This window comes from Sphingopyxis sp. LARHCG72, assembly GCF_052871675.1.
Genome location: NZ_JBIXJU010000003.1, coordinates 176356 through 200999, shown reverse-complemented (window position 1 = coordinate 200999; position 24644 = coordinate 176356). Strand labels below are relative to the sequence as shown.

The window sequence follows — 24644 nt, the reverse complement described above, 5'->3', positions numbered from 1 at the left end:
GTCGCTGCAAAGCGACAAAATGGTTGGTTCGCCGACATGATGGCACCTATTTCGTGCTCGATAGTCGAAATCAGTCTCTTCAATTGAAGGACTGAAAATGACTGATAAATCCAAACTAATCATCCGATTTTCTCTCGTCGCTGAACAGCCTAGTTCGCGAGATGAAGAGCGCCTTAGTTCGAATTCCAGCGAAAATTCGATCGCCGGGATTAAGCGCTATACGGGCTTCGTCCGAGGGCGCGATCTCTACGCGCTGTTTGATCATGTCTCCCTCGAAGCGAACCCTCGTGCAGCTAAGACGGGTAGCGTGACCAACGGAATCTTAGAGTCATTGGATGAAACTCCCGAACTCTTTCCGTTCAAATCCAAAGGCATCTTGATCGGTACGGCGGGTTACGAAGCTCTCCAGCGGAACCGTTTTGAATTGGTTTTCGAAAACCCAGAGTCGGAAGGCATCCTTGATGGCGGCCACAATATGTTGGCTATCGGCATTCACATGCTTTCGGCTGTCGCGGACGAACGCGAAATCAATCGCATCTCGCTTTGGGAAGACATGAAGGGGCTGTGGGAGGATCGTCGTTCGGAGTTGGAAGAGGTCAAGGAGCAGTTTGATTTTCTTGTTCCGGTCGAGTTGCTTGTACCTTCGGATCCGGAAGACGTGCGGGCGGTTCAGCAGTTCGAGATGTCGGTTTTGGACATCTGCGCGGCGCGAAACAATAACGCCCAGCTGACGCAGGAAACAAAGTCGAACAAACTAGGATTCTACACTGAGATCCGCGAGCGGTTGGATCCGGCGATTGCTTCCCGTGTTGAATGGAAGAGTAACGAATGGGAAAGCAACGAGGCTCGCCCGGTCAAAGTTCGTGACCTTTTGGCCTTGGCTTGGATTCCTCTTAACCGAGCGAACGAAGCGAAGCTTTTGCCACTGGAAATCAATGTAACGCCGCAGAATATCTACCGCAACAAAGGCGAGTGCTCCAAGCAGTTCGACAAGCTTATGTTTGATCCTGGCGTGTCGGAAGCGCGCGATGGTCCGACGCATGAACTGATCAATGATACGGTGGCAAGCTGCTTCGATATTCTTGCCGATCTTCCGAAGCTTTATGATAAGATTTATGCCGATTTTCCGGAGGCGTATAACTCTAACACTTATCGCTTCGGCGCGAACCCGATCGTCAAAATGTACAGCCCGGCTCGGCGAGAAGCAGCAAAAGACAAAAGTTCCTTTGTCCTATCACAGCCGACCACGCATTATCTCAATATTCCGGTCAACTACCGGTACCCTGACGGATTGATCATGCCGCTGGTTTATGGGTTGAAGGGCCTCATGGAAATCGACGGCGACCGCGTTGTTTGGGGCACCGACCCGGTTGAGTTCCTTGATCGTTACCTCGGGGATATTGCTGGAGCTTATCGTCTCGTGCTGGATATGGCGCGTTTCGATCCGCAAAAACTTGCAAAGAATCAGGCCAGCCACGAGTTTGCGGTTGGTGAATTTGAGAAGGCTCTGATCGTCCACCGATCCAAAACGGTGTCGATCATCTGACAACGCGAAACCGCCGATGACCGACAATCATCGGCGGTTTCTATCATTCAGATCGTGCCTGGAAATCGCGAACGAACAGCGTCAATTCCGCATTCGGATCCTCTGCTGAGGGAAAGCTAGCGCCTAGCTGAATGAAGCCGTATTCAGGTAGGATTTTCAGGATCCTGTCAGTCTTGGTTGTCGCATACATGCCATTTGGGGCTGCTGAAATCGCCGCTTGGATAAGGCTTCTTGCTAACCCTTGATCCCGATAATCCGGATGGACAACTACCCAGCCCATTTCGAGCGGAAACTGTACTTCGCGCGCGCGTTCTCCGGATTTGACGAAATAGCCTCGGCGATGGTCGGGATTTGGGTCTTTAATAGCCGCAGTCCCGATCAATCGGTCTCCGTCATATATCGTCACCAGCGCGACCGCACGGTCAACTAGGTTGCCAAGGGTGTGCTTGCTAACCTGAGCGCCTTGATGAACCATAGCTATGAACTCGTCGCGTTGGGCCGACGACAATTCATTGGGTTTAAATATAACCGGGGTCATGCCCCGTTAGCCGCCGACAAAATCGCCCGCACACTCGCCGTCGCAACGTCCGTATCCAGCCCGCAACCGAACAGGCTTTTCCCGTCCGCCGTGCGGCACTCGACATAGGCTGCGGCCTGCACATTGCTGCCCTGGCCGATCGCGTGCTCGCTATAGTCGACGATGTCCATCACCGGGCCGCCGCTTTCGCTGAGCGCGGCGATGACGCTCGACATCAGGCCGTTGCCGCGGCCGCTGACGCTGCGCGCCGTGCCGTCGATGGTAAGCTTGCCGGCGAAGATGCGGTCGGCGCCCGAATGGGTTTCGGACCAGTCGACGAGCTGGAAGCGCTTGGCTTCGGTGGCCAGATACTGACCCTCGAACGCGTGCCAGATATCCTCGGCGCCGAGTTCGCGGCTCGTCTGATCGGCGAGCGCCTGCACGATATGGCTGAAGCTCGCCTGCATCTTCTTGGGCAGTTTCAGGCCCTTGTCCTGTTCGAGCACCCATGCGACGCCGCCCTTGCCCGACTGGCTGTTGACGCGGATCACCGCTTCGTAGCTGCGGCCGAGGTCGGCGGGGTCGATGGGGAGGTAGGGGACTTCCCATTTTTCGTCATTCTGGCGCTCGCGCGCGGCGAAGCCTTTCTTGATCGCGTCCTGATGGCTGCCCGAGAAGGCGGTGTAGACGAGCTCGCCGCCATAGGGGTGGCGCGGGTGGACGGGCAGGTTGTTGCAATATTCGACCGTCTGGATGACCTCGTCGATGTTCGAGAAGTCGAGCTGCGGGTCGACGCCCTGCGTGTACATGTTGAGCGCGATGGTGACGAGGCAGGTGTTGCCGGTGCGCTCGCCATTGCCGAACAGGCAGCCCTCGACGCGGTCGGCGCCCGCGAGCAGGCCGAGCTCGGCCGCCGCGACGCCGGTGCCGCGGTCGTTGTGGGTGTGCAGGCTGATGATCGCGCGGTCGCGGTTCGGCAAATTCTTGCAGAAATATTCGATCTGGTCGGCGTAGATGTTCGCCGTCGAGGCCTCGACCGTCGCGGGGAGGTTGAGGATGATCGGCTTGTCGACCGTGGGTTGCAGGATGTCCATCACAGCTTCGCAGCAGGCGATGCTGAAATCGAGCTCGGCGGTCGAGAAGGTTTCGGGGCTGTATTCGAAGCGCCAGTCGGTGCCGGGCAGGCGCGCGGCATTGTCGCGGAGCTGCTTCGCGCCCTCGATCGCGATGCCCTTGATCTCGTCCATCTCCATGCCGAAGACGATCTTGCGCCACGCGGGGCTGACCGCGTTATAGACGTGGACGATCGCGGTTTTTGCGCCCGCGAGGCTGTCGAAGCTGGTGCGGATGAGGTCGGCGCGGCTTTGCGTCAGCACCTGCGGCGTGACGCCCTCCGGGATGCGGCCCGAACGGACGAGGTTCTGGATATAGTCGAAGTCGGTCGCGCCGCTGGCGGGGAAGCCGACCTCGATCTCCTTGAACCCGCATTTGACGAGCAGGTCGAAGAAGCGCGTCTTCTTTTCGGCATCCATGGGGTCGATCAGCGACTGGTTGCCGTCGCGCAAATCGGTCGAGAGCCAGATCGGCGCCTGTGTGGTGACGCGGGCGGGCCATTCGCGGTTCGTCAAGGGAACCTGCGGGAAGGCGGAATATTTCGCGGACGGATCGCGGAGCATGGTCATGATGGGTAAACTTCTTCCGGTGGTTGCGCTTGCTTGTCGATCGGACCCTTGAGCGGGTGGCCGCGACTAGCGCGCAGCCAGTGTCACGCCCAAGGGCGTGTAAGTCGCAGAAGAAGAAGGGCGTTGCCGCGCATGGGCGCTCTAGTGATGCAAAATGTCGTCGGATGCAAGAGGGGAATGCGAAAATTGCGTGGCTATCACTCCTTCGTCATCCCCGCGAAGGCGGGGATCCCGCTTTCCGCCGCAGAAGCGGGACCCCCGCCTTCGCGGGGGTGACGAGTGAAGAAAGGCGGGGTCAGCCCGTCACCCACTCGACCTTTGGATCGTTGAAATCGACGACGTCGGCGAGTTCGAGGACGTTGGGGTAGCCATAGCCGACGAGGTTGATGAAGGTCTGGATATTGAGCGCGAGCGGTGCCGATTTGAGCGGCACGGGGCTGCGGTGGTTCGAGAAATTATTGTTGCAATAGATGAGGATGGGGCGGCCGGGGTTCGCGCCGACGACCGCGGCGAGGCTCTCCGCGGTGAAGTCGGTGAGCGGCAGGTTGACCGCGCCCTTGATGTGGCCGCGTTGGAAGGCGTCCTTCGAGCGGGCGTCGAGGAGGAGAGTGCCGGGCTTCGCGGCCTCGGCCTTGAAGGCGTCGAAGGCGATGAGGCGCGTCGCGCGCGCGGGGGCGACGCTGGCGGTGAGCGCCTGGAAGGCGGGGTAGTCGATCTGCGGGTTGGCCTGTGCCAGCGCGGGGGTGGCGGTGAGCGCGAGTGCGAGAAGCAGGATATGGCGCATGAGGATCCTCCCTTGAATCGAGGGGAGGCTACGCCGCGGTTGCTGGCCCTGCGATGAACCGAAAATGTCGCCGGGCCGCAAGGGGTCTCGCGGCCCGGCGCAGTGCAGGGGATGTGCGCGGGACGAAGGTCAGGCGGCTTCGCTCGCGTCGTCGTCCTCGTCCCACGGTTCGTAAACCTCGTCCTCGATCAGATTGTCGACCGCGTGGACGCGCACGCCGATGACCCAATCCTCGAGCGGCCCTTCCCATGCGGCCTCGACTTCGGACAGGACTTCGGCGGCATCGCCCGAAGGACGGTCGCCGACGAGGTCGAAATCCTGCACGCCGTCGTCGGGCGGGGTGATATAGACATGCGGGTCGAGCCGGACATTCGCCCAGCCCGCGGTGGCGGCAAGCCCCTCGGCCTCGACGACCAGCAGCGGATTTTCCTCGTCGCCGTCGATCGACGCGTTCACTTCGACAATTTCGCGTACCAGTTCGCTCATCACACGGCTCCTGTACGAAAAAGGGCGGGACCAGCGCTGGTCCCGCCCCATTCATACGGTGCGCGTGTGACAGATTGGGTGCGTCTGTCTGGAAATGCGCCTGACGGCGCATTTCGCGGCACCGGCCCGCTCCCCCACCCGGCCTCCCATAGCCTACTATCGTTGGGGAGGCCCTTCGACGCCACGCGTCGTCTTCGGGCGGTGGGGGAGCGGGCCGGTGCCGCTCTTCGAGCAGACTCGCTTACTGCTTTTCGAACGCGGCGTGGATTTCGAGTTCGACGGCGTCGCTGACATAGGGGATGCCCATGTTGACGCCGAAGTCGCTGCGCTTGATCGTCGTTTCGGCCTGGAAGCCGATGGTTTCCTTCTTGTTCATGCCGACGCCCGCGCCGTGGAAATCGACGTCGAGGGTCACGGGCTTGGTCACGCCGTTGAGCGTGAGGTTGCCGGTGACCTTCGCCTCGTCGCCGTCGTCGTCGAGGACGACGCTGGTCGAGACGAATTTGGCGTCGGCGGGGTTGGCGCCGAAGAAGTCGGGCTTGCCGCCATCCTTGCCCGCGCGGAGCAGGTGGCTGGTGAGGCCGGCGCTGGCGGTGGTGACCTTCGACACGGGGATCGTGACGTCGACCTTGGCCGCGGCGAGATTCTTGGGATCGATGACGAGCGTGCCGGTCACGTCGCCGAAGATGCCGGTATATTTGCTGAAGCCGAGGTGATCGACTTCCCACACGACCATCGTGTGGCCGGCGTCGGCGGCGTAGGTGCCGGCGGTGACGCGCGATTTGTCGGGGGCGCCGGGGGCGGAGCCGCCCTGCGCGAGGACGATCGGGGTCGCCACGACGGCGACGAGGGCAAGGGCTGCATAGGGGAGGATGCGACGCATGGGACAGTCTCCTGTTGGGGAAGGCGCGAAGCTAGGCGAAGGCGAGGGACGGCGTCAACAAGCGCCGGAGAAACGCAGCGTTTCGGTTTGCCTTGCGCCGGCAACGACGCTGCAACATGCTTGTGCGGGGTCCGCTTTCATGCTGCAATGCTATAGTGAACGAAGGCTGGGGGGCCCTTGCGTGATGCTGCGTGATGGATAGCCTGTTTGCCCGCGAAATGGGCGAGGTCGAAAATGCCTTTCTGGCGGCACCGTTCGAGGCGGACGGGTGGAACGCGGCGCTGCGCCTGCTGGCGCGCCGGACGCGGTCGACGCGCGCGCAATTGCTGGGGATCGGCGCCGAAGCGACGCTGTTCAACTTCATGCCCGACATCGACCCCGCCTATCAGCGCGAATTCCTGGAGATCGAGGGCTGGCGGCCCGAGGTGAACTGGCGCGTCGCGGTGAGCGCACGGCCGCTCGAGATATTGAGCGAGGCGCATTACGACATCGCGCGCCAGCACAGCGGCACCGACGATTATGAGGAGCATATCCGCTGCTGGGACGGGGTTCACGGCTGCCAGACCGCGCTGGTCGAGGGCGAAGGGTTCCTCGTCGGACTGGCGGCGTTGCGATCCGAGGACGACGGCCGGACCGAACAGCGCGACCGCAAGCTGTTCGCCGCGGGCGCGACCTATGCGCTGGCGGCGGTGCGGATGCAGCAGGCGATCGCGCAGCGCGGCGCGGCGATGACCGTCGGCGCGTTCGATGCGATCGGCGTCGCGGCGTTCCTGATCGACCGGCATGGCGCGGTCGCGGCGCTGTCGGCAGCCGCCGAGGCGATCGTCGGGGCGGGCGGGGCGCTTTGCCTGCGCCGCGGGCGGCTGGGCGCGGCGCGGCGCGATGCCGACGCGCTGTTGCAGGCGGGCCTTGCACGCGCGCTCGATGACGTGTTGGCAGAGGGTGCGTCGGCAGAGGGGGCGATGCAGCAATATTGGATCGGATCGCCCGAGGAGCCGGAGGGCGGGCTGCTCTGCGAATTGTTCCGCCTGCCGCAGCGTGAATGGGATTTCGGTTTCGAGCCGCGGGTGCTGGTCGTCGCGCGGCGCGCCGCGGATATTCCGGCGATGCGCACCGCGCCGCTGCGCGCCGCACTGGGGCTGACCGCGGCGGAGGCCGAGATCGCGTTGCGGCTGGCGAACGGCGAGGCGCGCGAAACCATTGCCAACGGGCGCGGCACCAGCGCGCAGACGCTGGGCACGCAGATCAAGTCGATCCTGCGCAAGAGCGAGGTCGGGCGCGAGGCCGAACTGGCGGCGCTGGTGAACCGTCTGTTGCGCTAGGCGATATCGGGGAGCGGAAGATACCGGCGGCGGGTCGCGAGCCGCCGATATCCCCCCTCAGGCCGGGCGCCGTCGTTGCCATGCAACGTCGTGCCCACCATCATCCACCGGCAGGCCGAGGCAAGCCGTTGATCGGCGGCGGGTATCATCGATTTGTGAGGGGTGTCATACCCCCCGGGGGGTATATGCCGGCGACGCCTCGCGTCAGGGAGCGCGGCGCGCCTCGAACCACTGGCGCAGCGCCGCGGCGGCGCAGCCGGTGAAACCATAGGAGCCGACGGGCGAGCAGCTGTTCGGGCGGCTCGCCGCCGCGGCGCCATTGGTGTAGCCGTCGACGGCCGAGGCCCAGCTGCCGCCGCCAGCCACCTCGTCCTCCTTCAACTCCTCGCGGAGTTCCTTGGGGACGCGGTAGCGTTCGGATTCGGGCTGCTGCGCGCAGACGACGATTTCGTCGCCCTTCGGTTCGGGGCAGGGCTCGTCGCCATAGGTGTAGAGGACCGAGGTGCGCTCCGGCGGATGGCCCGACTGCGCAAGCGAGCCGTCATCCTGCGCATGGCCCGGCGCGGCGAAGGCGAGCGCCGCGAACAGGGGGAGGAGGAGGACGGCTTTTGTCTGCATGATCGATTTATTCCCGGACCCCATATCCCCTGCGCCGCAGATTGGGCGGCGTAGATGAACCTAAGCCGAACTGCGGGCCCGATCGACGGTGCTTTCGGTGCGCGCGGCATGGGGTCGATGCTGACCAGATGGGGACTCGAACGCCGAAAACCAGACCCTGCCGATAGTTTGATCGGCGTGTCGGTTGCGCGTTGCTCCGGAAGAAAAGGGAGCGCATGAAAGGTGAGACGGACCGATCATGGAATCGGCCCCGGATGCTGCTGTTTTCAGGAGGGGGCCAAAACAGGATGCTTTCCCGTCTCGCGATCGTCGCCGGTGTTTTTGTCGCCTTTGCTGCGCAGCCGGCCCTCGCGTGGCAGCCCTGTCCGAAGGGGGTCGAGATCAAGGCGGGTGCGATCCGGACGGTCGCCGAGGTCGTGCGCATCAAGCGGCTTTATCCGGAGCAGCAGGTCAATTTCGACGGGCTCGTCTTGCCGCACGCCGATTTTTCGGGGCAGGATATTTCGAACCTGTGCTTCAGCAATGCGAAGCTGGTGCATTCGAAATGGACGCGCGCGCGCGGGACGAACAGCCGCTTCGTCCGTGCCGAGCTGAACGCGTCGGACTGGCGGGGGTTCGAGGGGCGTGGGCTGGAGTTCGGCTCGTCGACGCTCGACCGGGCGAATCTGAGCCATGCGACCTTCCGGCGGACGCGGTTTCAGTGGACGACGATGGAGCAGGTCGACGCATCGCATGCGAATCTGTCGGGCAGTTCGTTCGAGGGCGGCGCGCTTCAGTCGATCAGGGGCGCGAGCTTCCGGTCGGCGAATATGACGGGCTTTGAATTCCGGTGCGGGTTGGGGCAGGACGACAATTGCGGGCAGGACAGTTCGGACGTGTCGCTCGCCGGCGCGGATCTCACGGGCGCGGCGTTGCTGATGGCGTCGAAGTCCGACTGGGACCTGACCGGCGCGACGATCGCGAACACGCGGCTGCACATGATCCAGCTCGACTGGCTTCGCCGCAGCCGGATCGCTGGGCCGGTACTGGTCGAGGCGACAAGCTGGACGCCCGCGCGATACGACTGGGTCGGCGCCAAGCCGGAAACGGGCCGGGTCGCGCTGTCGCGGCGCGAGCTGGGGCAGGTGTGGGCCGCGCTCGACCGGCCCGAAACGCCCGCGTTCGATTGCGGCCGTGCGCGTTCGGTCACCGAACATTACCTCTGCCGCGAGCGGTCGGGCGATGAGGCCGACGCGCCTTCGGCCTTCGCCGACGTGGATCGCGAACTGAACGAAGCCTATGTCCTCGCCTGGCGAAACGACCGGTCGGTCGTGGCGACGCAGCGGCAATGGCTGCGCGAGCGCGATACGTGCATGGCGATGATCGAGAAATGGGATCGGATCGGCTGCTTCCGCACGGCTTATCACAAGCGGACCGAGGCGCTGTGGCGGATGGCGGAAGAGCAACCCGACTTCGCGTCGGGCGCCACCCAAATCTATGCGGATCAGGGGACGGCGGGCTTCCTTTCGGCGGTCGACGATCCGGCGCTGCGCCGCAAGCTGGCGCGCGCGGCGTTCTGGAACAGCTGGCAGCTGGTGATGATCGAATCCGAGGGACGGGGGCGGCTGTACGCGCGGGGCGAAGCCATGGGCCCCAATTATCATCTCGGCTCGCTGAACTCTCCCGAAGACGGGATGGTTTACGACCCGATTTCAGGATTTTATGGCGCGCGCGAGAAGTGCCTCGCGGGGTATCGCGTGTGCCCCCTCGTCCGCTTTCGCGGGCGCTATCTGGAGGTTGGACCCGAGCGCGGCGTCGATCCGGCGACCGGCGACCACGGCATCAACGAATATGTGATGACCGGTGCGCGCGCGCAATTCGACCGGCTGGTTCGCGTACCGCTGGATCGCGGCGATGTCGTGCGGCTGGCGATCAGGCCGGATCCCGAGCCGCGCCGAGGGATGCGCTGATCGCGTCCCAGACCTGCGCCAGCTCGGCCGCGGTGATGCAATAGGGCGGCATGACGTAGAGCGTGTTGCCGAGCGGACGGAGGAGGACGCCGCGGTCCCGGTAAAAGGCGATCAGGCGCGGGGCGAGGTTCGAGAGATAGCCTGAGTCCGCCACGACGATATCGAGCGCGGCGATCGTGCCGAGGCAGCGCGGGTTTTGGGCGCGCGGATCGTGCGAGAGGAGCGAGAGATGTGCGGCCTGCGCGTCGGCGAGCGCGTCGATGCGTTGCTGGACGGGCTCGTCGCGCCAGATTTCGAGATTGGCGTTCGCGGCGGCGCAGGCGATCGGGTTCGCCGTGTAGCTCGACGAATGATAGAAGGTCTTCGCGCGGTCGGCCGAATAATGCGCTTCGTAGATCGGCTCGATGCAGAGCGTGACCGCGAGCGGCAGGCTGCCGCCGGTGAGCCCTTTCGAGAGGCAGACGATGTCGGGGATGACGCCCGCCTGATCGCACGCGAAGCGCGTGCCGGTGCGGCCCCAGCCGGTCATCACCTCGTCGGCGATGAAGAGGACGCCGTGGCGCGCGCAGATCGCGCGCATTTCGGCGAGCACCCAGGCGGGATAGATGAGCATGCCGCCCGCGCCGAGGATGAGTGGTTCGACGATGAAGGCCGCAGGCTTTTGAACGCAGGCAGCTTCGAGCGCGTCGAGCGTGGCCTGTTCGCGGCCTTCGTAAGGGAAGGGGATGGTGTCGACGTCGAACAGCAGCGGCTGCCAGGCGCGGTTGTAGACGCCGCGCTCGCCGACCGACATCGTGCCGATCGTGTCGCCATGATAGCTGTGTTCGAGCACGAGGATGCGGTTGCGCGCCTCGCCGATATTATACCAGTAGCCGAGCGCCATCTTGAGCGCGACCTCGACGCTGGTCGAGCCCGAGTCCGAGAAGAAGACGCGGGTGAGCGGGGCCGGGGTGATGCGGACCAGCTCGGCGGCGAGGCTCTCGGCGGGTTCGTGCGTCCAGCCGGCGAAGATGAGCTGGTCGAGCTTTTCGGTCTGGGCGCGTACCGCTGCCATGATGCGCGGGTGTGTGTGGCCGTGCGTCGTGACCCACCAAGAGGAGATGCCGTCGATCCAGCTCTGGCCGTCGGCGGCGTAGAGTTTGGCGTCTTTGGCGTGCGAAATCAGCGGGATGGGGTCGCCGAGGCCGTGCTGGGTGAAGGGGTGCCAGACGGGGGAGATCATGCAAAATCCGCGAGGTCGAAGTTCGCGTTGAACGCCGCTGCGAGCGTTTCGCCGTTCAGCGGGTCGATGATCGGCAGGCGGCCGAGGCGGCGGACGCCGCTGATTTCGGATATGATCGCCTCGCTGTCCTCGACCGCGTCGCCGAGGAAGGCGAGGCCGTGGATCGGGACGCCGCGCGACTTCAGCGCCTCGATCGTGAGCAGGCTGTGGTTGATCGTGCCGAGCGCGGTGCGCGCGCAGACGATCACCGGGACCTGCCATTTCGCGAAGAGGTCGGCGTAGAGCGTCTGCCGCGTCACCGGAACGAGGGCGCCGCCGGCGCCCTCGACGACCAGGTTGCCGGGCGGCGGGGTCAGCGTTTCGACGCCAATGTTAACGCCGTCAATTTCGGCGGCGATATGCGGCGAGGCTGGGGTGACGAGACGGTACGCTTCGGGGCGGATCGGCACGCCCGCGAGCCGCGCGACGATCTCGCTGTCGGTTTCCTCTTCGAGGCCGGACTGGATCGGTTTCCAGTAGGGCGCGCCGGTGGCCAGCGCCAAGCCCGCAGAAAAGATGGTTTTTCCGATGCCGGTGTCGGTGCCGGTGACGACGAAGCGCGTCATGCGGCGGCCATCGCCGCAGCAAGCGCGTCGGCCATGTCGTCGATGTTGTCTTCGTCAACATTGAGCGTGATCGCGATGCGGAGGCGCGCGGTTCCCTGCGCCACGGTCGGCGGGCGGATACCGCGAATATCGAACCCCGCGTCGCGGAGGCTGCCCGCGATACGCATCGTGCGGTCGTTGTCGCCGATGATCACGGGCAGGATCTGGGTGCCGCTGGCGGGGATCCCGAGCGGGACGAGCCGCTCGGCGGCGTGGCGGACGAGGCTGTGGAGGCGCTCCTGCCGCTCGGGCTCGTTCGCGACGATCTCGATCGCCTGACGGACGAGGTACGCCGTCAAGGGCGACGGTGCGGTGGAGAAGATGAAGGGGCGGCCGCGATTGACGAGGAAGTCGCAGGCGATCGCGGGGGCGCAGACCAAAGCGCCCTCGGCGCCGAGCGCCTTGCCGCAGGTGTGGAGGGTGACGAGGTTGTCGCGGCGCGGAAGGCCGTGCGCGAGGCCGGCGCCGCCCGGGCCGAAAACGCCGGTCGCGTGCGCTTCGTCGACCACGAGCACGGCGTCGTGGCGGTCGGCGATCGCGGCGAGATCGGCGAGCGGCGCGCGGTCGCCGTCCATCGAATAGAGGCTCTCGACCGCAATCCACGGCGTGCCCGCGCCGCCGCCCGCACGCCAGCGCCCGATGATGTCGGCGAAGGCCTGCGCGTCATTGTGCCTTGCCGCGATCGCCCCGGCGCGGCCGAGCTTCATGCCGTCGTGCGCGCTCGCGTGGATCAGTTCGTCGTGGACGACGAGGTCGCCGCGCTGGGGGAGCGCCGCGAACAGCGCGGCGTTGGCGGCGAAACCGGTCGGGAAGAAGAGCGCGGCCTCGCTGCCATAATGGCGCGCGGCATGCGCTTCGAGCGCCTCATGTTCGGCGTGATTGCCGCGGAGCAGGCGCGAGCCGCCCGAGCCCGCGGGCAGGCCGCGTTCGATCCCCGCGGCGAGCGCGGTGCGGAGGGCTTCGGAATCGGCGAGGCCGAGATAGTCGTTCGACGCGAAATCGCGCCCCGCGCGCGGCGCGAGGGTGCGGCGGCGGCTGTCGCGCGCGAGTGCGGCGAGGTCGGCGCGGTGCGCGGTGAAGGGAGAGAGGCCCGGCATCGGGGCCCCCCTTAGGCCATCGGATCGAAATGACAAACCCGTGCGTACCGGCTCAGCGGCGGCGGAGCGCAAGCATTTCTTCGTCGGTCAATCGATGAGGTTTGGCGATGGGTTCGAGGGTCTTTGCGTCGAACAGGGGGCAGCGCCGGCGATCGCCCGACAGCAGGTCCTTGATCATGCGCGGGAAGAAGCGGCGCATCAGCCGGCCCATGCTCATTGCGGGCAGCGCGCTCGTGTCGCCGATACCGTCCTGCGTGAAAAGATGGCCGCGCGGCGGGCCGACCAGCGCGTCGCGCTTCGCCGGATCGCAGGCGGCGAGCTGGGTCGTGATGTAAGGAAGCTTGCCGTTCGCATAGGTGTTGAAGAGCGGCATGCCGCAGCAGGACGCGTACCAGCGCAGCGTCGGCTTGTCGGTCAGATGGACGCAGGCGAGCCGCTCGCGGCCGGTGTCGATGCGCAGACGCGCGCAGCGCGACTGGTAGAGCGCGCTTCCGCCATGCGCGTCGAGCACGTGTTCCGCGTGCCCCAGATGACGCGTCAGATCCTGACAGTTGGTGCAATGGCAGACGACATGGTCGCCCTGACCGGGACCGACGTCGAGCAGGGTGCCGGAGATGGCGCCGCAGGCGCAGGCGAAGGAGAGGTCGGAGGACATGCTCCGATCCTAACCCTTCGCCCGCGACCGAGAAAGCGATCAGTTCTTCGATTTATCGACGAGCTGGTTCTTTGCGATCCACGGCATCATGGCACGCAGTTCGGCGCCGGTCTTTTCGAGCTGGTGCGCGGCGGCCGCCTTGCGGCTCGCCTTCAGTTCGGGCTGGCCGGCCTGGTTGTCGAGCACGAAGTCCTTGACGAAGCGGCCCGACTGGATGTCGGCGAGGACGCGCTTCATTTCCTTCTTCGTTTCGTCGGTGATGATGCGCGGGCCGGTCTTGATGTCGCCATATTCGGCGGTGTTCGAGATCGAGTAGCGCATGTTCGCGATGCCGCCTTCATAGAGGAGGTCGACGATCAGCTTGGTTTCGTGGAGGCACTCGAAATAGGCCATTTCGGGGGCGTAGCCCGCCTCGACCAGCGTTTCGAAACCCGCCTGGATCAGGTGGGTGATGCCGCCGCAGAGCACGGCCTGTTCGCCGAAGAGGTCGGTTTCGCACTCTTCCTTGAAGGTCGTCTCGATGATGCCGCTGCGCCCGCCGCCGACAGCCGAGGCGTAGCTGAGGGCGAGCGCCTTGGCGAAGCCGTTACCCGACGCGCCCGCGCCCTGCGCTTCCTGCGCGACCGCGATCAGGCAGGGGACGCCGCCGCCCTTCTGATATTCGCTGCGCACCGTGTGGCCGGGGCCCTTGGGCGCGACCATGAAGACGTCGATGTCGGGGCGCGCGTCGATGAGGCCGAAGTGGATGTTGAGGCCGTGGGCAAAGGCGAGCGCGGCGCCGGGCTTCATGTTCGGGCCGATGTCGTCGGCGTAGATTTTCGCCTGATGCTCGTCGGGGGCGGCGATCATGATCACGTCGGCCCATTCGGCGGCTTCCTTGTTCGACATGACCTTGAAGCCTGCGGCTTCGGCCTTCTTCGCGGTCGCCGAACCGGGGCGGAGCGCGATCGCGACCTCCTTGACGCCGCTGTCGCGCATATTCTGCGCGTGCGCGTGGCCCTGGCTGCCATAGCCGACGACGGCGACCTTCTTGCCCTTGATCAGATCCTGGTCGGCGTCGCGATCGTAATAAACCTGCATTGGAAAACCCTTCTAGTCCTGTGGCCCCGCGAGGGGGGGATTTGATGTGGAGAGTGAGGCCGAAGCCCGATGTTAACGGTGTTTACAGCGCCTCCGACCCGCGGGCGATGGCGACGACGCCGGTGCGGCCGACCTCGACCAGCCCGCATTCGCGCATCAGCGCGATGAAGCGGTCGACCTTGTCGCTCGTCCCGGTGATTTCGAAGATGAAGCTGGTGAGCGTCGTATCGACGACCTTGGCGCGGAAGACGTCGGCCATGCGCAGCGCCTCGATCCGCTTGTCGCCGGTGCCTGCGACTTTTACGAGCGCGATCTCGCGCTCGACATGCGCTTCGCCCGCGTCGTTGAGGTCGATGACCTTGTGGACGGGGACGAGCCGGTCGAGCTGCGCGATAATCTGGTCGATGATCGGCGGCGGGCCCGAGGTGACGATCGTGATGCGCGAGAGTGCGTGGTCGGCGGTGATGTCGGCCACGGTCAGGCTTTCGATATTATAGCCGCGCGCGGTGAACAGCCCGGTGATCTTGGCGAGCACCCCGGCCTCGTTATCGACGGTGATGGCGAGCACATGGCGCTCGCCGGCTTCGGTTTTGATTTTCATAGGATTTACACCAGTGCCTTGGCTTCGTCGTCCATCGTGCCGGTCACGTCGCTCGGCTGGAGGAGCATTTCGGTGTGCGCGGCGCCCGAGGGGATCATCGGGAAGCAGTTCGCGAGCTGCGCGACGCGGCAGTCGACGATGACCGGACCCGGAGTCTCGATCATCTTTTTGATGCCGTCCTCGAGCTGGCCCAGATTGTCGATGCGCAGCCCCGTCCAGCCATAGGCATCGGCGAGCTTCACGAAATCGGGCAGGCTGTCCGAATAGCTGTTCGAGTAACGGCTCTCGTACGTCAGTTCCTGCCACTGGCGGACCATCCCCATCCATTCATTGTTGAGGATGAAGATCTTCACCGGCAGGCGGTACTGGCTGACCGTGCCCATTTCCTGGATGTTCATCTGCAGGCTGGCTTCGCCCGCGATACAGATGACGAGGCGGTCGGGGTGCGCGATCTGCGCGCCGACCGCGGCGGGGAAGCCGTAGCCCATCGTGCCGAGCCCGCCGCTGGTGAGCCAGCGGTTGGGGGCAGAGAAGCCGAAATGCTGCGCCGCCCACATCTGGTGCTGGCCAACCTCGGTCGTGATGATCGGGTCGCGCCCACGCGTCGCGTCGAACAGCGCCTTGACCGCGCGTTGCGGCATGATGTCGGCGCCCGCTTCCTTCTTTTCGGGGAAGTCGAGGCAGCGCGTCGCGCGCCAGCCGTCGACGCGGCGCCACCATTCGCCGAGGTCGCGCGCCTTGTGGCCCGCGTCCTGCCAGCCCGCGATGATCGCATCGAGCGCGCGGCCGGCATCGCCGACGATCGCGAGGTCGACGGGGACGATCTTGTTGATCGAGCTGCGGTCGATATCGATATGGATCTTTTTCGAGTCCGGCGAGAAAGCGTCGAGACGCCCGGTCACGCGGTCGTCGAAGCGCGCGCCGACCGCGATGATCAGGTCGGCGCGGTTCATCGCCATATTCGCTTCATAGGTGCCGTGCATGCCGAGCATGCCGAGCCATTTGTCGTCGTCCGACGGGAAGGCGCCGAGGCCCATCAAGGTCGAGGTGATCGGCGCGCCGGTGAGCGCGACGAGCTGGCGCAGCGCCGCGCTCGCATCGGGGCCGGCGTTGATCACGCCGCCGCCGGTGTAGAATACCGGGCGCTCGGCCGCGGCGATCATCGCGACGGCCTGTGCGATCGCGTCGGCGTCGGGTTCGACCTGCGGGCGATAGCTTTTGTGCAGGATCTTTTCGGGCACGACATATTCGCCGGTCGCGACCTGCACATTTTTCGGGATGTCGATCACGACGGGGCCGGGGCGACCGTGCGTCGCGATGTGGAAAGCCTCGTGCAGGATCGGGCCGAGGCGATCGGGGTCCATCACCAGATAATTATGCTTGGTGCAGTGGCGCGTGATGCCGACCGTGTCGCATTCCTGGAACGCGTCGGTGCCGATCAGCGCGGTCGAGACCTGTCCGGTGAGCACGACCATCGGGATGGAATCGAGCAGCGCGTCGGTGATGCCGGTGACGGCATTGGTCGCGCCGGGACCCGAAGTGACGAGCACGACGCCGGGCTTGCCGGTCGAACGCGCATAGCCTTCGGCCGCGTGCGTCGCCGCCTGTTCGTGGCGGACGAGAATGTGCTTGATCGTCGGGTGATTGAAGAGCGCGTCATAGATGGGAAGGACCGCGCCGCCCGGATAGCCGAACACCGTATCGACCCCGAGGTCGACCAGCGCCTGAACCACCATGTCGGCACCACTCATTTCCGTCACGACGAAACTCCTTCCAGCACAAAAACGCAGCGCTTGTGCGCTGCAACAGGGTTGCGGGCAATAGGTGTATGATTCTATCCTGTCAACAGTCTATCACGTAATATTATTACTAAATTTTTGATCGAATCGATGTTTAATGATTCCTCATGGCGCGGCCAATCGGGCGGGGGCTGGTGTCGGAACCACGTAAATTGGCGCTTTGCATATTGGCGGGTGGCGGCTTGCGCGGCTTCGAGCGCTTCGTCGCGGTCGATCTCGCCGCGCAGATGGCTGGCGATTTGCGGGACACCGATCGCGCGCATTGCGGGGAGGTCGGGGTCGAGATGGCGCGCGAGCAACGCCTCGGTTTCTGCGATCGCGCCCGCGTCGAACATCTGGACGAGGCGCCGGTCGCAGCGGGCGCGGAGCCAGTCGCGCGGGGGCAAAAGGATCAGCGGGGTGAGGGAGACGGTGCCGGCGATGCCGCCTTCACGCGCCTCCTGCCACTCGCCAAGCGTGCGGCCGGTCGAGCGGACGACCTCGAGCGCGCGCGCGACGCGGGTGGTGTCGGCGGGGTTGAGGCGTGCGGCGGCGGCGGGGTCGACGGACGCCAGCGCGGCGTGCGCATCGGCGACGGGGAGTGCGCGGACGGCGGCCCGGATATCGGGGTCGATTTCGGGGACGGGCGCGATGCCGTCGAGGAGGGTGCGGAAATAGAGGCCGGTGCCGCCGACGAGGATCGGGACGTCGCCCGCGGCGTGCGCGGCGGCGATGACGGCGCGCGCTTCATCGGCCCAGCGCGCGGCGTTATGCGCCTCCGCGGCGTCGACATGACCGAAGAGACGGTGCGGCATACCGTCCATCTCGTCATCGGACGGGCGCGCCGACAGGATGGCAAGGTCGGCATAGACCTGGCTCGCGTCGGCGTTGACGACTGTTCCGTTTCCGAGCGCTTTTGCGAGCGCGATCGCCAATGCGCTCTTGCCGCTGGCGGTGGGGCCAGCAATAAGTGCGAGAGGCGGCGCGTCGCCGGAGAATGAAGAAGGAGCAGCCATGTTCGTAGCCACGCTGATAGCAGCCGGAAAGCTGACCGACGAGGTGGTTCGCGAAGGGATAGACCGGCTGGCGGCGACGGGGCACGATGTCGGCGCCCCGCACTGGCTTGACGAGCATGACGCGGCGGATATCGTCTTTCACGGCAGCCTCGTCAGCGCGCGCAAGGAACTGGCGCATATGGACCATGGCGCGCTCGACATCGTCGTCCAACCGCTGGGCGACCGTACCAAGAAGCTGATCATCGCCGACATGGATTCGACGATGATCACGGTCGAGTGCATCGACGAGCTCGCCGACTATGCAGGGCTGAAGCCGCAGATCGCGGCGATCACCGAACGCGCGATGAAGGGTGAACTCGATTTCCGCGCCGCGCTGATCGAGCGCGTCGGGCTGCTCGCGGGGATGCCCGAATCGACGTTGGTCGAATGCCGGATGGAGCGGGTCAAGCTGACGCGCGGCGCGCGTACGCTGGTGCAGACGATGAAGGCGCATGGCGCGCATTCGGTGCTGATTTCGGGCGGCTTCACCGCCTTTGCCGGCCCGGTGGGCGAGGCGATCGGATTCGACAAGATCGTCGCGAACGAGCTGGAGATCGCCGGCGGCAAGCTGACCGGCAAGGTGGTGGAGCCGATCGTCGACAGTTCGACGAAGCTCGAGACGCTGAAGGCCGAGGCGGCGAAGCACGGCCTGCCGCTCGCCGAGACGCTGGCGGTCGGCGACGGCGCGAACGACATTCCGATGATCACGAGCGCGGGGCTGGGCATCGGCTATTACCCGCACCCCGCCGCAGGCGAGGCGGCGGCGGCGGTGATCCGCCATCATGACCTGACCGCGCTGCTCTGGGCGCAGGGCTATTCGCGGCGGCAGTGGGTGATGGGGTGAGAGAGCCGCGATAGATTGGAACCGGAGATGTCCCTTTGATGTTGGGAATTGTCACGGCGTTGATGCTGGCGGGCCAGCCTGCCGTATCGCGAGACGATTTTCGCCCCGGTCAAACGGCGTCGATCTTTTCGACCATCGGTGGGTCCGAATGGTGCCCGGCGGGTCATGTGCAAATCGACCTGATCACGGGGACATATTCGTTGACGCCGGTGGCTTTGCGGGAGCGTTGCGAAGATCCCGATCTGGAACGAACGGTCAAGAAGGGTCAGCTTGGCAAGGCGAATCTCGCAACGCTTCGCGCGGCCTTCCAGCGCGCTAGCGGCGACGGCTTGAACCGCTGCCCGCCAGGGACTCGCCCCGAAGGAATCATTGTGGGCAATGGAGGCCCAGCCATCCTCTTGCTGGTTACGGGTGCGCGGTCCGCGGCTGCGCCCGACGATATGTCGTGCTGGAGCGAGGCGGCTGTTCTGCTGAGCCGGACATTGGAAACAATGTTCGAATCCTGACGCCAGTCCTTATGGGAATGCGTAGAAAGAGAGACCCCCATGACCAAACACCGCATCTATTCAATGAGCGTCGCGAGCGTGTATCCGCATTATATCGCCAAGGCGGAGAAGAAGGGGCGCACCAAGGCCGAGGTCGACGAGATTTTTCGCTGGCTGACCGGATATGACCAGAAGGCGTTCGAGGGCGAGCTGGCGAAGGGCACGAATTTCGAGGATTTCTTTGCGCACGCGCCCGCGCTCAACCCGGCGCGCGAGCTGATCACGGGCGTGGTGTGCGGCGTCCGCGTCGAAAATATCGAAGATCCGCTGATGCGCGAGGTTCGCTATCTCGACAAGTTGATCGACGAGCTTGCCAGGGGCAAGGCGATGGAGAAGATCCTGCGCGGCTAGCGCAGCGTCAGGGCTTCGGCTTGACCGTGACCCAGACATTCACCGTCGCGGCGAATTTGCCGGGCGCGGGTTTCTCGACATCGATCCGCTCGGCGGTGACGAGCTCGCCCGTCGCGAGGTTGAAGCTGGCCCATGGTTTCGGCATCCGCCCGAAGCTCATCTTCTGGATCGGCTGGCCGGTGGCGGTGTTCATGATCGTTGCGTTGATACCCATGCGGGCGCGGGTAGCGATGGGGATTCGATTCTGTCCAGCGCGAAACCGCGCGAGCGTTAGTTTCCGTTCGCCGGCGCGGGCAGGCGCGCGAGGAGCGCGACGAGCTGCGCCTGGCTGGTCGCGCCGGTCTTGCGGAAAATGCCCTTGAGGAGGAAGCGCACGGCGTTGAGGCTGACGGCCCTTAGCGCGGCGTAATCGCGGAGCGTGTCGCCGCGCGCGAGCGCGACGGCGAGGCGCGCTTCGGCGGGGGTCAGCCCGAACCATTGCGCGACGCGGTCGATTTCGACCACCGGGGTTTCGCCCGGCGCGCTGCCGAGCGTGACGATCAGCGAGGCGCCGAGGCGGACGCCGCCGAGCTGATGCGCCGACTGGCGCGTGACGCGCGCGACGAGCACGGGGCATTCGGCGCCCGCGGCATCGACTGTATGGAAGGCGAGCCCCGCCGGATCGGGGCTTTTGACGAGGTCGAGCAGTCTTTTCTGGCTGGCGGGATGGGTGAAGGCGAAGCGGTCCTGCACGGTACGGACGAAGCCTGCCTGTTCGTAACGCGGCGCGCGGTTGTTCGCGGCGAGGATATTGAGCTGGTCGTCGAGGCTGAAGATCGCGAAGGGCGCGGCGTCGGCGGCGGCGCGCGCAGCGCCCGCGGCGAGGTCGAGCGAGGCGATGCGGTCGCTGATCCGCATCGCGCGCTGCATATGCGGCGCGAGGACGCGCAGCCCGCGCTTCAGCCGCTCGACGTCGCGGTCGCCCGGGCCGGGGAGCATCAGTCCGAGCCGGTCGCCGTCGCGGCGGTCGAGAAGGACGCCGACGAGCCGGTCGATGCCATAGGGTTTCAGGAAGTTGCGGAAGAATTCGCTCTCGTAAAATTCCTCGCGCGTCATGATGTCATAGCTGTCGACGACGCTGCCGTTCCCATAGCGCTGGAACTTGCGCGACCAGGGATGGCTGCCGGCATAGACCGCAGTGTAGATTTCCTGGATGCCCGCGGCGAGGCCGGTGGCGGCGACGAAACGCGCGCTCGGCGGATTGCTGCTTTCCCAGAGGATGAAGGCGGCTTCCCAGCTGAGCGGACAGAGGGTGCCGGTGATGCGGGCGAGGGTTTCGTTCCAGCTTTCGGGATGGAGCACCGAATCGTAGATCTCACCGATCAGCGCGTTGAGCACTTCCCATTCGGCCGGCGCGTTATGATCGGTCGGAAAGGTCGGAACCGGCTCACTCTGCATGCACTTCCCCCCAGAAGACCCGCAGCACCGCCATTGGAGAGGAGTGGAGGGGCGATGGCAAGTGCAATGCGACAAAATGAAAATATTCTGTCTCCTACCCACGTGGGTAGCGAAACAATCCGCCGAATCGGCCAATGAAGGGATGCGACCCGAGGAGGGTGGTCCCAAGGCCATCTTGCTCTCTTGAAGTCCGTCGGCTTGCCGGCGGACTTCATTTTTATGCGCCGGGCGTGCGCAGGCGATGGTCAGAAGCGGAAGAAATAGGGCATGCTCTCGAGCGTCTCGACGACCTTGCATTTGGCGCCCGCGCTCTTGCAGCTGTCCATCACCGAGCGTTTCGCGCCGCCGGGCGTGCCCGCAAAGCCCGCATAATATTGGCCTTCCTTATCGCGCGCGATCGCGAAATGGCCGTTGCCGCCCCACAGGCCGACGACGCAGCCTTGGCCGCCCGCCTCGCGGCACGCCGTCATCGCATAGCCTTCGGCCTGTTCGCGGCTGTCGCCGCGCAGCGCGCCATAGCTATAGCCGGGCTGCCCCGATGCCGAGCGCCAGAAGGCGATCGCGGCGAAGCTGTTGACCATATAGCCGCCGACATAATCCTGCTTTTCTTGCTGGAACGGGATGACCTGACCCGGCGGGGCGACGTCGCCGCCGCCATACATCTGTTGCAGCACCTGCGGCGGCGGGGCGTTGCAGGGGAGGCCCTGCGCGCAGGGGATGCCCTGAACCGGCTGCATCTGCGCGGCGGCGGCAGGGGCGAGCAGGGCGGCGGTGAGGAGAGTTGGAAGGGCAAGACGGCGCATCGGGTCAACCTCGCTGGTTATCGATCCCCCGTTCAAGAGCTATCGAATTAAATCAGCGAGATAAAGCCCGTATCAGCGGATGCGCTGGCCGCCCTTCCACATCATCGTCGCGCGGCCCTGCACCGGCATGCCGTCGAACGGCGTGTTGCCCGCCCAGGCGGCCATCTTTTTGGCATCGACCTGCCAGGGCGTGGCGTCGTTGACGAGGATCAGGTCGGCTTCCTTGCCGACGGCAAGGCTGCCCGCGTCGACGCCGAGCAGGCAGGCGGGGGTGGCCGCGAGCAATTCGAACAGGCGGCCCGGCGAGATATGTCCGTCGCGGACGAGGTTCAGGCCGAGCGCGAGCAGGGTTTCGGCGCCCGCCATGCCGGGCAAAGCCTCGGCGAAGGGGAGGCGTTTGTCCTCGGGGCCGCGCGGGTCGTGGCCCGACGCGAGGATGTCGATCGTGCCGTCGGCGATTGCGGCGAGGCACGCGTGGCGGTCGTCCTCGCTGCGCAGCGGCGGCGACAGGCGCGCGAAGGTCCGGAAATCGCCGATCGCGGTGTCGGAGAGCAGCAGGTGCGCGGGGGTGATCCCGCAGAGGACGGGCAGCCCTTTCGCCTTCGCCGCGCGGATCAGGTCGAGCCCGCGCGCGGTCGTGACCTGCCGGAAATGGACGGGCGCGCCGGTTTCCTCGACGAGCGCAAGGTCGCGCGCGATCGCGATCGCCTCGGCGATGGCGGGGGCCGAGGCGAGGCCGAGGCGGGTTGCCATCTCGCCGTCGGTCGCGACCGCGCCGGCGGTGAGGCCCTCATCCTCGGCATGGATGATCGTGACGAGGCCGAGCGATGCGGCGTAGGAAAGCACGCGGCGCATCACGCCGCTGTCGGCGATGCGGCTGCGGCCGGTGGCGATGGCGCGCGCGCCCGCCTGTTTCATCAGGCCGATCTCGGCGAGTTCCCGGCCTTCGAGGCCTTTTGTCGCGGCGGCGAGCGGATGGACCCAGAGGTCGGGCTTGCCGCCCTTGGCGGCGCGCTCGACGAGGCCGGCGCCGTCGAGCGGGCCGTTGTCGGGCATCAGTGCGGCGCGCGTGATACCGCCGAAGTGGAAGGCGGGCTTGTCGGTCGCGAAGACGCCAAGGTCGATGATGCCGGGAGCGAGCCACTGGCCCTTCGCATCGACGGTTTCGGCACCGTCGGGGACTTCGGTCGGATCGAGCGCTGCGATGCGGCCGTCCACGACGAGCAGGCTGCCCGCGCGCGGCGTGTCGCCGTCGACCAGCAAGGCGTTCGCGATGTGGAGCGGCTTCAGTTCCATCCGACGACTCCCCGCTTGCGGCGGGTCAATATGTCGAGGCACGCCATGCGGACGGCGACCCCCATTTCGACCTGTTCGGTGATCGTCGAGCGGACGGGATCGTCGGCGACATTGCTGTCGATTTCGACCCCGCGGTTCATCGGGCCGGGGTGCATGACGATCGCATCGGGTTTGGCTTTCTCGAGGCGTTTTTCGGTGAGTCCGTAGAGCGCGTGATATTCGCGCGCGCTGGGCAGGTAGGCGCCGTCCATGCGCTCGTTCTGGAGGCGGAGCATCATCACGACGTCGGCGTCCTTGATACCTTCGTCCATGTCGGTGAAGGTCGTCGCATGCATCCGCTCCATCGCCGGCGGGGTCAGCGTCGGCGGCGCGACGATGCGCACTTCGTTGCCGAGCAGGGTGAGCGCGAGGATGTTCGAGCGCGCGACGCGGCTGTGGAGGACGTCACCGCAGATCGCGATGGTGAGGCCCTCGACCTTCCCTTTGCGCCGGCGGATGGTGAGCGCGTCGAGCAGCGCCTGCGTCGGATGTTCGTGGCGGCCGTCGCCGGCGTTGAGCACGGGGCAGTCGACCTTGTCGGCGATGAGCTGGACCGCGCCCGAACTGCCGTGACGGATCACCATCGCGTCGGCGCGCATCGCGTTCAATGTCATCGCGGTGTCGATCAGCGTCTCGCCCTTTTTCACGCTCGACTGCGCGGCGTGCATGTTGACGACATCGGCGCCGAGGCGCTTGCCCGCGATTTCGAACGAGAGAAGCGTGCGCGTCGAATTTTCGAAAAAGGCGTTGATGATCGTGAGTCCCGCGAGCCGGTCGTCATGCTTGGCTGCGCCGCTGCGGTTCAGTTCGACCCACTCTTCGGCGGCGTCGAGGACGTAGGAAATCTCCCACGGAGTGAGCTGGGCGATGCCGATCAGGTGGCGATGGCGAAAGGCATCGCCGCCGGGCGGATAGTCGCTGGCGGGTCGGGTTTTTGCGCTTGTCATTAAAGCCGAGCCTCTACGCAGGAGTTGCGAAAATCGCAAGTCGTTGCTTGCGATTTTCGCGCCTCGATCTCGTTCTTGTATCCTTGCGAAAGCGGGGATCCATCTTTGCCGGCTCAAACTGGCACTGACCGGAGATGGGCCCCTGCCTTCGCAGGGGCACGGCTAGATTTCGGCTGAAACCCGATCCAGTAATCCGGTCGCCCAGAGGACGAGCAGGACGATCTGGAGCCAGAGCCAGACCATCATCCACGTCGCGAAGGGTTGCTTGTGCGTCTTGTGGCGGATGATGCGCGATGCGGCGAAGGTGCCGAAGCCGCCGCCGAAAAAGGCCCAGCGCAGGAGCGTGTGTTCGGGGATACGCGGCGCGCGCGCTTCGGCGCGTCGCTTGTCCACGACCATCAGGGTGAAGGCGACGATATTGGCGGCAAGCAGCCAGAGGAAGAGGTAGGGGGCCATGCGGGTC

General features: G+C 65.4%; 26 protein-coding genes. 6 read left to right on the top strand and 20 right to left on the bottom strand.

Annotated elements, in window-relative coordinates:
• Positions 1-97: 97 nt before the first annotated feature.
• A complete protein-coding gene (locus tag ACIPPQ_RS08660) occupies positions 98-1546 on the top strand; it encodes a hypothetical protein (RefSeq protein WP_446543716.1) in 1449 nt (482 codons plus the stop codon).
• A gap of 43 nt (positions 1547-1589) precedes the next feature.
• On the opposite strand, the gene ACIPPQ_RS08655 is transcribed toward ACIPPQ_RS08660, so the two are convergent.
• From ACIPPQ_RS08655 to ACIPPQ_RS08635, 5 genes are all read right to left on the bottom strand, one after another.
• Positions 1590-2084 carry a GNAT family N-acetyltransferase gene (locus ACIPPQ_RS08655; RefSeq protein ID WP_446543715.1) on the bottom strand — a complete coding sequence of 165 codons (495 nt, stop codon included), beginning with the start codon at positions 2082-2084 and terminating at the stop codon, positions 1590-1592.
• Positions 2081-3745 carry a 2-isopropylmalate synthase gene (gene leuA / locus ACIPPQ_RS08650; protein WP_446543714.1) on the bottom strand — a complete coding sequence of 555 codons (1665 nt, stop codon included), beginning with the start codon at positions 3743-3745 and terminating at the stop codon, positions 2081-2083. The genes ACIPPQ_RS08655 and leuA overlap by 4 nt, the downstream gene beginning before the upstream one ends.
• A gap of 295 nt (positions 3746-4040) precedes the next feature.
• Positions 4041-4529 carry a rhodanese-like domain-containing protein gene (locus ACIPPQ_RS08645; protein WP_446543713.1) on the bottom strand — a complete coding sequence of 163 codons (489 nt, stop codon included), beginning with the start codon at positions 4527-4529 and terminating at the stop codon, positions 4041-4043.
• A gap of 129 nt (positions 4530-4658) precedes the next feature.
• Positions 4659-5015 (bottom strand): hypothetical protein, encoded by a 357-nt coding sequence (locus tag ACIPPQ_RS08640; RefSeq protein WP_446543712.1) that lies wholly within the window; start codon positions 5013-5015, stop codon positions 4659-4661.
• Between the two features lie 241 nt (positions 5016-5256).
• The gene (locus ACIPPQ_RS08635; protein ID WP_446543711.1) at positions 5257-5898 is read right to left on the bottom strand and encodes a YceI family protein; all 642 of its coding nucleotides are present in this window, start codon (positions 5896-5898) and stop codon (positions 5257-5259) included.
• Positions 5899-6092: 194 nt separating this feature from the next.
• Here ACIPPQ_RS08635 and ACIPPQ_RS08630 point away from each other — a divergent pair, with 194 nt between their 5' ends.
• Positions 6093-7220 carry a helix-turn-helix transcriptional regulator gene (locus tag ACIPPQ_RS08630; RefSeq protein WP_446543710.1) on the top strand — a complete coding sequence of 376 codons (1128 nt, stop codon included), beginning with the start codon at positions 6093-6095 and terminating at the stop codon, positions 7218-7220.
• Positions 7221-7424: 204 nt separating this feature from the next.
• Here the strand turns inward: ACIPPQ_RS08630 and ACIPPQ_RS08625 are convergent, their stop codons facing one another.
• Positions 7425-7838, bottom strand: coding sequence for a hypothetical protein (locus ACIPPQ_RS08625; protein ID WP_327457070.1), 414 nt, complete (start codon positions 7836-7838; stop codon positions 7425-7427).
• Between the two features lie 287 nt (positions 7839-8125).
• On the opposite strand from ACIPPQ_RS08625, the gene ACIPPQ_RS08620 reads away from it, so the two are divergent.
• Complete coding sequence (locus tag ACIPPQ_RS08620) at positions 8126-9787, top strand: pentapeptide repeat-containing protein (RefSeq protein ID WP_446543709.1); 1662 nt, start codon at positions 8126-8128, stop codon at positions 9785-9787.
• Here ACIPPQ_RS08620 and ACIPPQ_RS08615 read toward each other — a convergent pair.
• The 8 genes from ACIPPQ_RS08615 to miaA all read right to left on the bottom strand — a co-directional run bounded on the left by ACIPPQ_RS08615 (position 9750) and on the right by miaA (position 17880).
• Positions 9750-11009: an adenosylmethionine--8-amino-7-oxononanoate transaminase gene (locus ACIPPQ_RS08615; RefSeq protein ID WP_446543708.1), complete on the bottom strand. Its 1260-nt coding sequence runs from the start codon at positions 11007-11009 to the stop codon at positions 9750-9752. The genes ACIPPQ_RS08620 and ACIPPQ_RS08615 overlap by 38 nt on opposite strands.
• Positions 11006-11614: a dethiobiotin synthase gene (gene bioD / locus ACIPPQ_RS08610; protein WP_446543707.1), complete on the bottom strand. Its 609-nt coding sequence runs from the start codon at positions 11612-11614 to the stop codon at positions 11006-11008. The genes ACIPPQ_RS08615 and bioD overlap by 4 nt, the downstream gene beginning before the upstream one ends.
• Positions 11611-12750 carry an 8-amino-7-oxononanoate synthase gene (locus ACIPPQ_RS08605; RefSeq protein WP_446543706.1) on the bottom strand — a complete coding sequence of 380 codons (1140 nt, stop codon included), beginning with the start codon at positions 12748-12750 and terminating at the stop codon, positions 11611-11613. The genes bioD and ACIPPQ_RS08605 overlap by 4 nt, the downstream gene beginning before the upstream one ends.
• A gap of 52 nt (positions 12751-12802) precedes the next feature.
• On the bottom strand, positions 12803-13405 hold the full coding sequence (locus ACIPPQ_RS08600; RefSeq protein ID WP_446543705.1) for a DUF6151 family protein: 603 nt from the start codon (positions 13403-13405) through the stop codon (positions 12803-12805).
• Positions 13406-13444: 39 nt separating this feature from the next.
• A complete protein-coding gene (gene ilvC, locus ACIPPQ_RS08595; RefSeq protein ID WP_327457058.1) occupies positions 13445-14485 on the bottom strand; it encodes a ketol-acid reductoisomerase in 1041 nt (346 codons plus the stop codon).
• A gap of 82 nt (positions 14486-14567) precedes the next feature.
• Complete coding sequence (gene ilvN, locus ACIPPQ_RS08590; protein ID WP_037518885.1) at positions 14568-15086, bottom strand: acetolactate synthase small subunit; 519 nt, start codon at positions 15084-15086, stop codon at positions 14568-14570.
• A 5-nt stretch (positions 15087-15091) separates the two neighbouring features.
• Complete coding sequence (locus ACIPPQ_RS08585; protein ID WP_446543704.1) at positions 15092-16846, bottom strand: acetolactate synthase 3 large subunit; 1755 nt, start codon at positions 16844-16846, stop codon at positions 15092-15094.
• Positions 16847-16920: 74 nt separating this feature from the next.
• Positions 16921-17880: a tRNA (adenosine(37)-N6)-dimethylallyltransferase MiaA gene (gene miaA / locus ACIPPQ_RS08580; protein ID WP_446543703.1), complete on the bottom strand. Its 960-nt coding sequence runs from the start codon at positions 17878-17880 to the stop codon at positions 16921-16923.
• Here miaA and serB point away from each other — a divergent pair.
• Genes serB through ACIPPQ_RS08565 form a run of 3 tightly spaced genes read left to right on the top strand, consistent with a single transcriptional unit; the run spans position 17879 to position 19659 of the window.
• Positions 17879-18763 (top strand): phosphoserine phosphatase SerB, encoded by an 885-nt coding sequence (serB, locus tag ACIPPQ_RS08575; RefSeq protein WP_446543702.1) that lies wholly within the window; start codon positions 17879-17881, stop codon positions 18761-18763. The genes miaA and serB overlap by 2 nt on opposite strands.
• A gap of 38 nt (positions 18764-18801) precedes the next feature.
• Positions 18802-19269 carry a hypothetical protein gene (locus tag ACIPPQ_RS08570; protein WP_446543701.1) on the top strand — a complete coding sequence of 156 codons (468 nt, stop codon included), beginning with the start codon at positions 18802-18804 and terminating at the stop codon, positions 19267-19269.
• A 39-nt stretch (positions 19270-19308) separates the two neighbouring features.
• On the top strand, positions 19309-19659 hold the full coding sequence (locus tag ACIPPQ_RS08565; RefSeq protein WP_446543700.1) for a DUF2200 domain-containing protein: 351 nt from the start codon (positions 19309-19311) through the stop codon (positions 19657-19659).
• Between the two features lie 7 nt (positions 19660-19666).
• Here the strand turns inward: ACIPPQ_RS08565 and ACIPPQ_RS08560 are convergent, their stop codons facing one another.
• The 6 genes from ACIPPQ_RS08560 to ACIPPQ_RS08535 form a co-directional block, all read right to left on the bottom strand.
• Positions 19667-19873: a hypothetical protein gene (locus ACIPPQ_RS08560; RefSeq protein WP_446543699.1), complete on the bottom strand. Its 207-nt coding sequence runs from the start codon at positions 19871-19873 to the stop codon at positions 19667-19669.
• 56 nt (positions 19874-19929) lie between these two features.
• Positions 19930-21096: a helix-turn-helix transcriptional regulator gene (locus ACIPPQ_RS08555; protein ID WP_446543698.1), complete on the bottom strand. Its 1167-nt coding sequence runs from the start codon at positions 21094-21096 to the stop codon at positions 19930-19932.
• Between the two features lie 245 nt (positions 21097-21341).
• Positions 21342-21899, bottom strand: coding sequence for a DUF4189 domain-containing protein (locus ACIPPQ_RS08550; RefSeq protein ID WP_446543697.1), 558 nt, complete (start codon positions 21897-21899; stop codon positions 21342-21344).
• A gap of 72 nt (positions 21900-21971) precedes the next feature.
• Positions 21972-23195: a dihydroorotase gene (locus ACIPPQ_RS08545; protein ID WP_446543696.1), complete on the bottom strand. Its 1224-nt coding sequence runs from the start codon at positions 23193-23195 to the stop codon at positions 21972-21974.
• The gene (locus tag ACIPPQ_RS08540) at positions 23186-24181 is read right to left on the bottom strand and encodes an aspartate carbamoyltransferase catalytic subunit (RefSeq protein ID WP_446543695.1); all 996 of its coding nucleotides are present in this window, start codon (positions 24179-24181) and stop codon (positions 23186-23188) included. Before ACIPPQ_RS08540 ends, ACIPPQ_RS08545 begins: the two co-directional genes overlap by 10 nt.
• Positions 24182-24343: 162 nt before the next feature.
• Positions 24344-24637, bottom strand: a complete 294-nt coding sequence (locus ACIPPQ_RS08535; protein WP_446543694.1) for a DUF1294 domain-containing protein — start codon at positions 24635-24637, stop codon at positions 24344-24346.
• Positions 24638-24644: the final 7 nt, after the last annotated feature.

Excerpts from the sequence above, each read along its gene's own strand:
- ACIPPQ_RS08660 (WP_446543716.1), top strand. The coding sequence starts at position 98 with ATGACTGATAAATCCAAACTAATCATCCGATTTTCTCTCGTCGCTGAA.
- ACIPPQ_RS08655 (WP_446543715.1), bottom strand. The coding sequence starts at position 2,084 with ATGACCCCGGTTATATTTAAACCCAATGAATTGTCGTCGGCCCAACGC.
- leuA (WP_446543714.1), bottom strand. The coding sequence starts at position 3,745 with ATGACCATGCTCCGCGATCCGTCCGCGAAATATTCCGCCTTCCCGCAG.
- ACIPPQ_RS08645 (WP_446543713.1), bottom strand. The coding sequence starts at position 4,529 with ATGCGCCATATCCTGCTTCTCGCACTCGCGCTCACCGCCACCCCCGCG.
- ACIPPQ_RS08640 (WP_446543712.1), bottom strand. The coding sequence starts at position 5,015 with ATGAGCGAACTGGTACGCGAAATTGTCGAAGTGAACGCGTCGATCGAC.
- ACIPPQ_RS08635 (WP_446543711.1), bottom strand. The coding sequence starts at position 5,898 with ATGCGTCGCATCCTCCCCTATGCAGCCCTTGCCCTCGTCGCCGTCGTG.
- ACIPPQ_RS08630 (WP_446543710.1), top strand. The coding sequence starts at position 6,093 with ATGGATAGCCTGTTTGCCCGCGAAATGGGCGAGGTCGAAAATGCCTTT.
- ACIPPQ_RS08625 (WP_327457070.1), bottom strand. The coding sequence starts at position 7,838 with ATGCAGACAAAAGCCGTCCTCCTCCTCCCCCTGTTCGCGGCGCTCGCC.
- ACIPPQ_RS08620 (WP_446543709.1), top strand. The coding sequence starts at position 8,126 with ATGCTTTCCCGTCTCGCGATCGTCGCCGGTGTTTTTGTCGCCTTTGCT.
- ACIPPQ_RS08615 (WP_446543708.1), bottom strand. The coding sequence starts at position 11,009 with ATGATCTCCCCCGTCTGGCACCCCTTCACCCAGCACGGCCTCGGCGAC.
- bioD (WP_446543707.1), bottom strand. The coding sequence starts at position 11,614 with ATGACGCGCTTCGTCGTCACCGGCACCGACACCGGCATCGGAAAAACC.
- ACIPPQ_RS08605 (WP_446543706.1), bottom strand. The coding sequence starts at position 12,750 with ATGCCGGGCCTCTCTCCCTTCACCGCGCACCGCGCCGACCTCGCCGCA.
- ACIPPQ_RS08600 (WP_446543705.1), bottom strand. The coding sequence starts at position 13,405 with ATGTCCTCCGACCTCTCCTTCGCCTGCGCCTGCGGCGCCATCTCCGGC.
- ilvC (WP_327457058.1), bottom strand. The coding sequence starts at position 14,485 with ATGCAGGTTTATTACGATCGCGACGCCGACCAGGATCTGATCAAGGGC.
- ilvN (WP_037518885.1), bottom strand. The coding sequence starts at position 15,086 with ATGAAAATCAAAACCGAAGCCGGCGAGCGCCATGTGCTCGCCATCACC.
- serB (WP_446543702.1), top strand. The coding sequence starts at position 17,879 with ATGTTCGTAGCCACGCTGATAGCAGCCGGAAAGCTGACCGACGAGGTG.
- miaA (WP_446543703.1), bottom strand. The coding sequence starts at position 17,880 with ATGGCTGCTCCTTCTTCATTCTCCGGCGACGCGCCGCCTCTCGCACTT.
- ACIPPQ_RS08570 (WP_446543701.1), top strand. The coding sequence starts at position 18,802 with ATGTTGGGAATTGTCACGGCGTTGATGCTGGCGGGCCAGCCTGCCGTA.
- ACIPPQ_RS08565 (WP_446543700.1), top strand. The coding sequence starts at position 19,309 with ATGACCAAACACCGCATCTATTCAATGAGCGTCGCGAGCGTGTATCCG.
- ACIPPQ_RS08560 (WP_446543699.1), bottom strand. The coding sequence starts at position 19,873 with ATGGGTATCAACGCAACGATCATGAACACCGCCACCGGCCAGCCGATC.
- ACIPPQ_RS08555 (WP_446543698.1), bottom strand. The coding sequence starts at position 21,096 with ATGCAGAGTGAGCCGGTTCCGACCTTTCCGACCGATCATAACGCGCCG.
- ACIPPQ_RS08550 (WP_446543697.1), bottom strand. The coding sequence starts at position 21,899 with ATGCGCCGTCTTGCCCTTCCAACTCTCCTCACCGCCGCCCTGCTCGCC.
- ACIPPQ_RS08545 (WP_446543696.1), bottom strand. The coding sequence starts at position 23,195 with ATGGAACTGAAGCCGCTCCACATCGCGAACGCCTTGCTGGTCGACGGC.
- ACIPPQ_RS08540 (WP_446543695.1), bottom strand. The coding sequence starts at position 24,181 with ATGACAAGCGCAAAAACCCGACCCGCCAGCGACTATCCGCCCGGCGGC.
- ACIPPQ_RS08535 (WP_446543694.1), bottom strand. The coding sequence starts at position 24,637 with ATGGCCCCCTACCTCTTCCTCTGGCTGCTTGCCGCCAATATCGTCGCC.